At 62.5% G+C, this 10,039-nt stretch carries 11 protein-coding genes; 7 read left to right on the top strand and 4 right to left on the bottom strand.

Features of this window, described 5'->3' with window-relative positions:
• A partial coding sequence (locus A2J01_RS08785; protein WP_064112536.1) for an MBL fold metallo-hydrolase occupies window positions 1-636 on the bottom strand: 636 nt, incomplete at its 3' end.
• A gap of 174 nt (window positions 637-810) precedes the next feature.
• On the opposite strand from A2J01_RS08785, the gene uvrA reads away from it, so the two are divergent.
• A complete protein-coding gene (gene uvrA / locus A2J01_RS08780; protein ID WP_024487477.1) occupies window positions 811-3,771 on the top strand; it encodes an excinuclease ABC subunit UvrA in 2,961 nt (986 codons plus the stop codon).
• Window positions 3,772-3,842: 71 nt separating this feature from the next.
• Here uvrA and A2J01_RS08775 read toward each other — a convergent pair whose 3' ends face one another.
• Window positions 3,843-4,550, bottom strand: a complete 708-nt coding sequence (locus A2J01_RS08775; RefSeq protein WP_030536734.1) for an alpha/beta fold hydrolase — start codon at window positions 4,548-4,550, stop codon at window positions 3,843-3,845.
• Window positions 4,551-4,630: 80 nt separating this feature from the next.
• Between A2J01_RS08775 and A2J01_RS08770 the strand changes: the two genes are divergently transcribed.
• Window positions 4,631-5,341, top strand: a complete 711-nt coding sequence (locus A2J01_RS08770; RefSeq protein ID WP_064112535.1) for a helix-turn-helix transcriptional regulator — start codon at window positions 4,631-4,633, stop codon at window positions 5,339-5,341.
• 5 nt (window positions 5,342-5,346) lie between these two features.
• On the opposite strand, the gene A2J01_RS08765 is transcribed toward A2J01_RS08770, so the two are convergent.
• Complete coding sequence (locus A2J01_RS08765; protein ID WP_064112534.1) at window positions 5,347-5,763, bottom strand: DUF1801 domain-containing protein; 417 nt, start codon at window positions 5,761-5,763, stop codon at window positions 5,347-5,349.
• Between the two features lies 1 nt (window position 5,764).
• On the bottom strand, window positions 5,765-6,133 hold the full coding sequence (locus A2J01_RS08760; RefSeq protein ID WP_007736262.1) for a DUF1844 domain-containing protein: 369 nt from the start codon (window positions 6,131-6,133) through the stop codon (window positions 5,765-5,767).
• A gap of 369 nt (window positions 6,134-6,502) precedes the next feature.
• Between A2J01_RS08760 and infC the strand changes: the two genes are divergently transcribed.
• The 5 genes from infC to pheS all read left to right on the top strand — a co-directional run bounded on the left by infC (window position 6,503) and on the right by pheS (window position 9,981).
• Window positions 6,503-7,195, top strand: coding sequence for a translation initiation factor IF-3 (gene infC / locus A2J01_RS08755; protein WP_003944008.1), 693 nt, complete (start codon window positions 6,503-6,505; stop codon window positions 7,193-7,195).
• A gap of 43 nt (window positions 7,196-7,238) precedes the next feature.
• Window positions 7,239-7,433: a 50S ribosomal protein L35 gene (gene rpmI, locus A2J01_RS08750; RefSeq protein ID WP_003944043.1), complete on the top strand. Its 195-nt coding sequence runs from the start codon at window positions 7,239-7,241 to the stop codon at window positions 7,431-7,433.
• A gap of 63 nt (window positions 7,434-7,496) precedes the next feature.
• Window positions 7,497-7,886 carry a 50S ribosomal protein L20 gene (rplT, locus tag A2J01_RS08745; RefSeq protein WP_003944011.1) on the top strand — a complete coding sequence of 130 codons (390 nt, stop codon included), beginning with the start codon at window positions 7,497-7,499 and terminating at the stop codon, window positions 7,884-7,886.
• Window positions 7,887-7,909: 23 nt separating this feature from the next.
• Window positions 7,910-8,740: a TrmH family RNA methyltransferase gene (locus A2J01_RS08740; protein ID WP_007736261.1), complete on the top strand. Its 831-nt coding sequence runs from the start codon at window positions 7,910-7,912 to the stop codon at window positions 8,738-8,740.
• 170 nt (window positions 8,741-8,910) lie between these two features.
• Entirely contained in the window at window positions 8,911-9,981 is a 1,071-nt protein-coding gene (pheS, locus tag A2J01_RS08735; RefSeq protein ID WP_064112533.1) for a phenylalanine--tRNA ligase subunit alpha, read from the top strand.
• Window positions 9,982-10,039 lie beyond the last annotated feature (58 nt).

Raw genomic sequence — 10,039 nt, 5'->3', positions numbered from 1 at the left:
CGTCGTGTCCTTGCCATGCCCGGGGTAGACGACGGTCGCGTCGTCGTACCTTCCGAACAGCTTGTTTTCCACGTCGTCGAGCAGAGAAGTGAACTTCTCGGGGTCGGCGGTCTTGCCTACTCCGCCGGGGAAGAGTGAGTCGCCGGTGAAGAGGTGAACCTGTCCGCTCGGTTCGGTGAGAGCCAGCGCGATGGAGCCGGGCGTGTGGCCGGACAGGTGAATGACGTCGAGGCTCAAGTTGCCAACGGTCACCTTGTCGCCGTCTTCGAGGAGTACGTCCGGGGTGACGGGAAGGACCTCTGAGTCGAGGGGGTGTGCGGCCGTCGGCACCTTGGTTGCGGCGTGAACGTCTTCGAGGGCCAACCAGTGATCGCCGTGCTGGTGGGTGGTGACGATGGAATCGAAAACAGGTGCTTCCTGTTCGATGAGCGCGATGATCTTCTCGGCTTCGTTGGCCGCATCGATCAGGAGAGATTTCCCGGTCGTGGAACAGACGACGAGGTAAGTGTTGTTGTCCATGGGGCCGACCGACATCTTCGTGATGACGGCGCCTTCGACTGTGCGCCGCTGAGGGGCAGAATCGGGGGAGACCTGACCGGTGTAGGAGTCGTCGATCACGATGGGCTGATTCGTCATGAAACGCAGGCTACCTTCGAATAGGGGCAGGTAGAGCGATGGGCTCGCCTGGTGAGAAAAACGTGTCGGTGGCTCGGCCTACGATGACGATCGCTCGAGGACTCGCGTTTGCGAGGCCACTCGAGACTTCTCCGGGGGGACGGCCCCGGACGATTGACAATGAAGGGAATTGGTGTGGCGGATCGCCTGATCGTGCGGGGTGCGCGTGAGCACAATCTGCGAGGAGTCGATCTCGACCTCCCGCGAGACAGCCTGATCGTCTTCACCGGGTTGTCCGGCTCCGGCAAGTCCAGCCTCGCGTTCGACACGATCTTCGCCGAAGGTCAGCGCCGCTACGTCGAGTCGCTCTCGGCATACGCGCGTCAGTTCCTCGGTCAGATGGACAAGCCGGATGTGGACTTCATCGAGGGATTGTCTCCTGCGGTGTCGATCGACCAGAAGTCGACCAACCGCAACCCCCGTTCGACGGTGGGCACCATTACCGAGGTCTACGACTACCTCCGACTTCTCTATGCCCGCGCAGGTTCGGCGCACTGCCCGGTGTGTGGTGAGAAGATCGCACGTCAGACGCCCCAGCAGATCGTCGACCAGGTGCTCGAGATGGAGGAGGGCATCAAGTTCCAGGTCCTCGCACCAGTGGTCCGTACTCGTAAGGGCGAGTTCGTCGATCTCTTCGATCAGCTCAACACCCAGGGCTACTCGCGAGTGCGCGTCGACGGTGTCGTCCATTCGCTGGCGGATCCGCCGAAGCTCAAGAAGCAGGAAAAGCACGACATCGAAGTAGTGGTCGACCGATTGCAGGTCAAGGCGAGTTCGAAGCAGCGCCTGACCGACTCGGTCGAGACCGCACTTCGCTTGGCTGAAGGCATCGTGGTCCTCGACTTCGTCGACCGTGAAGAAAATGCACCTGATCGTGAGCGTCGTTTCTCCGAGAAGCTGGCCTGCCCGAATGGCCACGCACTCGCGATCGACGATCTCGAACCGCGCTCGTTCTCCTTCAACTCGCCCTACGGCGCCTGCCCGGAATGCACCGGCCTCGGTATCCGCAAGGAGGTCGACCCGGATCTGGTGGTTCCCGATCCCGACCTGAGTCTCGAAGACGGAGCGATCGCGCCGTGGTCGATGGGCCAGAGTTCCGAGTACTTCGGACGGTTGCTCTCCGGCCTCGGCGACATCCTCGGTTTCGACATGAAGACGCCGTGGAACAAGTTGCCGGCGAAGGCCCGCAAAGCAATCCTCGAAGGCAGCGAGGAGCAGGTTCACGTCCGGTACAAGAATCGGTACGGCCGTACCCGTTCTTACTACGCGGAGTTCGAAGGTGTGATGCCGTTCCTGCATCGCCGGCTCGAGCAGACCGAATCGGATCAGATGAAGGAACGGTACGACGGGTACATGCGCGACACGCCGTGCCCGGCGTGTGGTGGTGCTCGCCTGCGCCCGGAAATCCTGTCGGTAACTATCGCGGCTGGAGACTTCGGCAGTAAGTCCATCGCCGAGGTCTGTGAACTGTCGATCTCCGATTGCGCGGACTTCTTGAACAGCCTCACTCTCGGTTCGCGCGAAGAGGCGATTGCGGGTCAGGTCCTCAAGGAAGTTCAGGCACGACTCGGGTTCCTGCTCGACGTCGGCTTGGAATACCTTTCCCTCTCGCGTGCCGCTGGCACGTTGTCCGGTGGCGAGGCCCAGCGAATCCGCTTGGCAACGCAGATCGGTTCCGGACTCGTCGGCGTGCTGTATGTACTCGACGAGCCGTCCATCGGCCTGCATCAGCGTGACAATCGACGACTGATCGAAACCCTGACGCGCTTGCGCGACCTCGGCAACACGCTGATCGTCGTCGAGCACGACGAAGACACTATCCGCACGTCCGACTGGGTAGTCGACATCGGACCGTACGCCGGCGAGCACGGCGGCAAGGTCGTCCACAGTGGGCCATACGAAGAACTGCTGACGTGTGAAGAATCTCTGACCGGCGCCTACCTGTCAGGTCGTAGCTTCATCGAGGTTCCGGCCATTCGTCGACCGGTGGACCGCAAACGCCAGGTCACGGTCGTAGGAGCGCGCGAGCACAATCTCGACGGCATCGACGTGAGTTTCCCGCTGGGTGTTCTCACCGCTGTCACCGGTGTCTCCGGTTCGGGCAAGTCGACGTTGGTCAACGACATTCTCGCGACCGTCATGGCGAACAAGCTCAACGGTGCACGCCAGGTACCTGGGCGTCACACACGAATCAACGGTCTCGATCAGCTGGACAAGCTCGTGCAGGTCGATCAGTCTCCGATCGGCCGGACTCCACGATCGAACGCGGCGACGTACACCGGCGTGTTCGACAAGATCCGAACCCTGTTCGCGGCCACCACGGAAGCGAAAGTCCGCGGTTACCAGCCCGGCCGATTCTCGTTCAACGTCAAGGGCGGACGCTGCGAGGCGTGCTCCGGCGACGGAACGCTGAAGATCGAGATGAACTTCCTGCCGGACGTGTACGTGCCCTGCGAGGTGTGCCACGGCGCCCGGTACAACCGCGAAACGCTCGAGGTCCACTACAAGGGCAAGTCGATCGCCGAGGTACTCGACATGCCTATCGAGGAAGCAGCCGAGTTCTTCCAGCCGGTCACCTCAATTCACCGGTACCTCAAGACGCTGGTCGACGTCGGGCTGGGCTATGTCCGACTGGGTCAGCCGGCTCCGACTCTGTCCGGTGGTGAAGCGCAGCGCGTCAAGCTCGCCGCCGAATTGCAGAAGCGGTCCACCGGTCGCACGGTGTACATCCTCGACGAGCCCACCACGGGTCTGCATTTCGAGGACATCCGCAAGCTCCTGATCGTGATCAACGGTCTGGTGGACAAGGGCAACAGCGTGATCGTGATCGAGCACAATCTCGACGTGATCAAGACGTCGGACTGGGTCGTCGACATGGGGCCCGAGGGTGGATCCGGCGGCGGAACCGTTGTGGCGCAAGGTACTCCGGAAGACGTTGCCGCGGTCCCCGAGAGCTACACGGGCAAGTTCCTCAGTGAGGTTCTCACCGCACAGCACGCGCCGGTCAAGGCCAAGCCGATCACCAAGAAGCGTGCGACGAAGGCAGTTGCCGCAAAGAAGGCCGCGCCACGGAAGAAAGCCGCTTCCGTGAGCTAGTAGAACGTGAGCAAGTAGAAATCGGTCAGTGATGCCGGGTCGGAATCGACCCGGCATCACTGCTTTGTCGATCAGGAAGTGCTGGTCTCGAGAATTACGTTGGCGACCTCTTCGGGGCGCGACCACATCGGCCAATGGCCGGTCGGGAGGTCGACGTACGTCACGGGGAGTTTCGCCAGTTCGGCGGCCATCGGATGACCTCCGTCGGCCATCTGGGCGATCACCGCGGAGGGGAACGTGCTGCAAACGACGGTTGACGGCACCTGGTAGCGCTTTTCGTTCGTCAGGACAATCGGCTCACGCGCGGGCCCAGCCGGTTCGGGTACCGCGTTGGCGCGGAACGTCTCCAGAGCTTTCTCGTCGAGTCCTTCGAGGCTGCTGCCGTCCGCTTCGAGCTCTGCCCACGTGGGGAGCGGAATCTCGATGACATCGGAGGCCAGATCCGGTCGCAGCGCTGCGCCGTCGGGCATGGGGCCCGAGTCGACGTAGACGATCCGAGCGACGCGATCCGGGATGCGATCGGTGACGGCGTACCCCACCGGGCCGGCGCCGCTGTGTACGACCAAGACCGTGCGCTCGTCGGAGTCCGATACGGCGTCGACGACTGCACGGACGTGAGCGTCGAAGGTGACCGCTGATCGATCTGTGTCTACTGCGTCGAGCCCGGGCAGTGTCAGGCTGGTCACGCGGGTGTCGGAACGCTCGAGGTGGGGGAGTACTGCATCCCAAGCCCATGAACCGAGCCAGAATCCGGGAACAAGAACGATGTGAGTTTTCATGTACTTACAGTGCACCCGAGTTGGTGACAACAGAGTGTCACCAATTATGTCACCGTTTGGTATCGGAATCTGAGACACTGGTGAACGTGAATCGAGCTGCGAGATTGCATGCTCTCGTCGAGGAACTTCGGCGACAGGGCGATCGAGGGACTACGTGCTCCCGATTGTCCGAGGAATTCGGTGTCACCACCCGGACGATCAAGAGGGATATCGAGACGCTGATGATGTCGGGTGCGGCGATCGAAGCGCGCTCAGGTCCCGGAGGTGGATACCGACTCGTGGGTCGCGCCACGCTGCCGCCGGTGAATTTCACTGTTCCGCAGGCAGTTTCGATCGCGTTGGCCTTGACGGCGATGGGTGATGCTCCGTTTGCGCCGGATGGGCGAGCAGCGCTGGCGAAACTGCTCGATGTGATGGACGAGGAGAGTCGTCGCAAGGTCGCCGAGCTCGGTGGCCGCGTGTGGATTCGCGGTGACGGCGGGGCTCTGACGGATTCGCGCGCGAACCGGCAGGCCGTCGAGCAGGGTCTCGAACAGAGTCGAGTCGTGTCGTTGCACTACGTGGATGGGGACGGTGCGGAGACGGTGCGGGCAGTTGAGCCGCACATTCTGGCGCAGGACCGTGGTCAGTGGTTTCTCATCGGCTGGTGTCGCGAGCGCGACGCCGTGCGGTGGTTTCGACTCGATCGAATGCGTCGGGCCACGCTGACGAACGATCACTTCACACCACGCGATTCGACCGTCTTCGGGCAACCGCCCGAAGACGCTCGGCCTGTTTCTCCCCGTGGGTGAGTGACTCAGTCGATCATGTTGCGGGCTGCGGCAACGGAATCCGTGATCAGTTCGGTCAGGGTCGTCATATCGACGTCGCTCAGCCGTTTGACGTACAGGCAGCCCTTGCCGATTTTGTGCTTGCCGAGGCGAGCGAGCGTGTCGGTGTAGTCGTCGAAGTTCAGCGACAAGTACAACGTGAGCGCGGTGGCCCTGGGGGAGAACCCGATCAGTGGGGTGTCACCTTCGTGGCCACTCGCATATCGGTAGTGCCGTGCCCCGAATCCGATGATGCTCGAGCCCCACATGACAGCAGGCTCGCCGGTTGAGGCCGACAGCAGGGAGATCAGCTCCACGGCGTCGGCGCGTTTGCGGTCGTCGACGCGTGAAATGAATGCGTCGACGTCCTCGGGCGTCGGTTGAGTCTTGTTGGCGGTTGCCAACTCAGTAGACCGGACCGGTGAACTTCTCGCCCGGTCCCTTTCCTGGCTCGTCCGGGTGCGAGGACGCCTCACGGAATGCGCGCTGCAGGGCTTGGAGGCCTTCACGGATGGGTCCGGCATGAGGGCCGAGGTATTCGACCGACGCAGTCACGAGTCCGGCAAGTGCCGTGATGACGCGACGCGCTTCGTCGAGGTCCAGGTAGGGGCTGGAAGACGGATCGGCGTCGGAGAGGCCGAGTTTTTCGGCAGCCGAACTCATCAGCATCACTGCAGCGCGGCTGATGACCTCGACCGCGGGAACTTCGGAGAGTTCGCGGACGTCGGGGTTCGCGCCGTCGGTGTTCTGTTCTGCCTCGAAGTTCTCACTCATGGATGTAAGGATTCCATCAGGCCGTGACGGTGTTGAATCGGGCCTCTCCCGGCAGCACTGGGAGCGGCACCGATTTCTTTCATCTGTGGCGACCTGTTACTCTTGTTGCAACGACCGCCTCCGACTTGTTCGGGGGCAGCAAGTGGAGTCCGACTCCCACCTCTGCGCGGCAGGTGAAACTGCAGTTCAGTGGTTCCGGTCACCTGTTATCGGAGATCATTCTTCGTCAGGTTCCTCGCTCAGTCGAGGAGATAGGTTTCGGCGTGAGCTGGATCTTATGTGATCGGTCGACATCGGGCCCCGCGGATGAGCAATCATCACAGCGGGGCTTTTTTGTTGGGGTGCGGGCGGTACGGGCTGCGTGCGGTCATGAAGACCGCACCGTTCAACCTAGGAGGCCCCATCAGCACTGAGACCCGCATCAACGATCGTATCCGCGTTCCCGAGGTTCGTTTGGTCGGACCTGGCGGCGAACAGGTAGGCATCGTGCGTGTTGAAGATGCACTCCGCTTGGCCCTTGAGGCCGACCTCGACCTGGTCGAGGTAGCTCCTGACGCCCGTCCACCGGTCTGCAAGATCATGGACTACGGCAAGTTCAAGTACGAGGCTGCACAGAAGGCACGTGAGTCACGTAAGAACCAGCAGCTGACGGTCATCAAGGAGCAGAAGCTCCGACCCAAGATCGACGACCACGACTACGAGACCAAGAAGCGCAACGTCGTTCGCTTCCTCGAAGCCGGTTCCAAGGTCAAGGTCACGATCATGTTCCGCGGACGTGAGCAGTCACGCCCCGAACTCGGCTACCGCCTTCTGCAGCGTCTGGGAGCAGACGTCGCAGATCTCGGATTCGTCGAAACCTCGGCAAAGCAGGACGGCCGAAACATGACGATGGTCCTGGCACCGCACAAGGGCGCCAAGACTCGTGTCAAGGCGCAGGAGAGCGCTCAGGCGCCAGTGGCTCAGGCTGCTCCGCGTCCGGCTCCGGCCGCACCGGCTTCCAGTGAAGCAGCTCCGGAAGCACCGGCGACCGGCGATGCCGCTCCCGAGGCTCCGGCCAGCTAGTCGATTTCCCAAGATCCACCACGTAACAAGAACTGAGGACTCCATGCCCAAGATGAAGAGCCACAGCGGCGCCTCGAAGCGATTCAAGGTGTCCGGCAGCGGAAAGCTCATGCGCCAGAAGGCCGGCCGTCGCCACCTTCTCGAGCACAAGTCCAGCAGGGTTACCCGTCGTCTCGACGGTGTCGCTGTTGTCAGCCCTGACGACGCTCCGCGCATCAAGCGCATGCTCGGCATCTGAGTCGCCCCCTTACTGACCACCCGGGGCCGTACTTTCAGCCCCTAGATTGACAGGATTTTTCAAGTGGCACGCGTAAAGAGGGCGGTCAACGCCCAGAAGAAGCGTCGTTCAATTCTTGCTGCATCCAGCGGCTACCGTGGACAGCGTTCGCGTCTGTACACCAAGGCCAAGGAGCAGCAGCTCCACTCGCTCACCTACGCGTACCGCGACCGTCGTGCGCGCAAGGGCGAGTTCCGCAAGCTGTGGATCACGCGTATCAACGCTGCAGCTCGTGCAAACGACATCACGTACAACCGCCTCATCCAGGGCCTGCGTCTGGCAGAGGTCGACGTCGACCGCAAGATCCTGGCCGAGCTCGCTGTCTCCGATGCCGAGGCCTTTGCCGGCCTGGTCGCACTCGCGAAGGCCGCTCTGCCGGCTGACGTGAACGCTCCTGCCGGAGAAGCAGCCTGATTCACGCATCACAGCAACGGCCCGTGGACCCGCTCACCGAGCGGACTCCGCGGGTCGTTTCTGCTGTCAAGCTCCTGCGCACAGCAGAACGACGCAAAGCAGGACGTTTCCTCGTCGAGGGCGAGAACTCGGTCACCGAACTGTTGAACGGTGCACTCTCGAATGGCGAGGCCCGCCCGGTACACGACCTCTTCTACACCGAGGACGCAGCCGAGCGCTATCAGCACGTCATCGATCGGGCGCTGACCGCTGGAGTTCGTGTTGCTCTTGTGACCGATCGAGCCATCAAAGCTCTCAGCGATACCGTCACGCCGCCCGGACTCGTTGCCGTCAGCGATCTACTGGACGTACCGCTGAGCGCAGCCGTCCATCAGGAGACCCGCCTGCTCGCAGTGCCGGTCGAGGTCAACGAACCAGGTAACGCGGGCACCGTCATTCGCATCGCCGACGCAGTGGGTGCCGATGCGGCAATCCTCGCCGGCGACAGCGTCGATCCGCATAACGGCAAGGTCGTTCGTTCGTCGGCGGGCAGCCTGTTTCACCTGCCAGTCGTCCGCGATCGAGACACAGTGTCGGTGATCGAGCAGATTCGCGCAGCCGGCATTCAGATTCTCGCGACTGCAGCTGACGGCGAGGTCGATCTCGACGAGGCCGACGAGTTGCTGAGCAAGCCGACGGCCTGGCTGTTCGGTAACGAAGCGCACGGTCTCGATCCGGCGATCGCCGCGCAGGCTGATCATCGGGTCAGGATTCCGATCCATGGCCGCGCCGAAAGCTTGAACCTCGCGACAGCGGCGGCAATTTGCCTGTACGCAAGCGCGCGGGTGCAAAATCGCGCCACCGATCACGGCTGAAAACGCACGCGAAGACCTCACGGAATCCCATTTGCGGAAGCCTGAGACAATACAAGAGCAGAGACAATGCTCGAGCGAGTTCGAAAGCTCGCTCGCAGTACAAGAAGTAAGCAGTACAAGAAGCACGCAGTACGAGAAGTAAACCGAGAAGCGACAGGAGCGTCACAGCCGTGGCCAAAAATGAGGGCGCGACACCGCCGGAGGTCGACGCGAGTGTACTCACCGAAGAGGCGTTGACCGCTGCGGCTGAGAACGCCGAGAAGGCGCTGGCGGACGCCGCTGACCTGGACGCGCTGGCGCACGTCAAGGTGGAGCACCTGGGGGACAAGTCCCCGATCGCCCTCGCGCGCCGGGGTCTCGGCAGCCTTCCGGGCAAGGAAAAGGCGGACGCCGGTAAGCGCGTCAACATCTTCCGCACTCGGATCAACAACGCGTACGACGCTCGTCGTGAGGTCCTCCTCGCCGAGCGTGACGCCGCGGTGTTGGTTGCCGAGGCAATCGACGTCACTCTGCCCTCCGATCGCCACCCCGTCGGGGCGCGTCACCCGATCAGCCTGATTTTTGAGCAGGTCGCCGACGTATTCGTCGCGATGGGTTGGGAAGTTGCCGAGGGTCCGGAGGTGGAGACCGAGCACTTCAACTTCGACGCGCTCAACTTCTTGCCGGATCACCCTGCCCGCACGATGCAGGACACCTTCCACCTGGCACCCGAGAACTCTCGCCAGGTGCTGCGTACCCACACCTCGCCGGTGCAGGTCCGCACGATGCTCTCGCGTGAGGTACCGATCTACGTGGTGTGCCCGGGCCGCACGTTCCGCACCGACGAACTCGATGCGACGCACACGCCTGTCTTCTCGCAGGTCGAGGGCCTGGCCGTCGACAAGGGCCTGACCATGGCCAACCTGCGCGGGACTCTCGACGCGTTCGCTCGTGCCCTTTTCGGCCCCGAGACGCGTACCCGTATGCGCCCCAATTACTTCCCGTTCACGGAACCGTCGGCCGAGGTCGACGTCTGGTTCGCGAACAAGAAGGGCGGCGCAGGCTGGGTCGAGTGGGGCGGCTGCGGCATGGTCAACCCGAACGTTCTGCGCGCCAGCGGTATCGATCCCGACGAGTACTCGGGTTTCGCATTCGGCATGGGCCTCGAGCGGACCCTGCAGTTCCGCAACGGTATCCCGGACATGCGCGACATCGTCGAAGGTGACGTGCGTTTCACGCTGCCCTTCGGTGTCGCAGGCTGACCGATCCGGTCCGCGGAACCTTCACAAAGACTTATCGACAAACGAGAGAGCTGAGCAG

It is taken from the genome of Rhodococcus sp. EPR-134 (genome assembly GCF_001647205.1).
In the GTDB taxonomy this organism is placed as follows: domain Bacteria; phylum Actinomycetota; class Actinomycetes; order Mycobacteriales; family Mycobacteriaceae; genus Rhodococcus_F; species Rhodococcus_F qingshengii.
This window is presented reverse-complemented; position numbering and strand designations above follow the sequence as displayed.

What these genes read in the sequence shown, in the direction of transcription:
- A2J01_RS08775 (WP_030536734.1), bottom strand. Translation starts at nt 4,550, where the DNA reads ATGAAAACTCACATCGTTCTTGTTCCCGGATTCTGGCTCGGTTCATGG.
- A2J01_RS08760 (WP_007736262.1), bottom strand. Translation starts at nt 6,133, where the DNA reads ATGAGTGAGAACTTCGAGGCAGAACAGAACACCGACGGCGCGAACCCC.
- infC (WP_003944008.1), top strand. Translation starts at nt 6,503, where the DNA reads ATGAAGACCGCACCGTTCAACCTAGGAGGCCCCATCAGCACTGAGACC.
- rpmI (WP_003944043.1), top strand. Translation starts at nt 7,239, where the DNA reads ATGCCCAAGATGAAGAGCCACAGCGGCGCCTCGAAGCGATTCAAGGTG.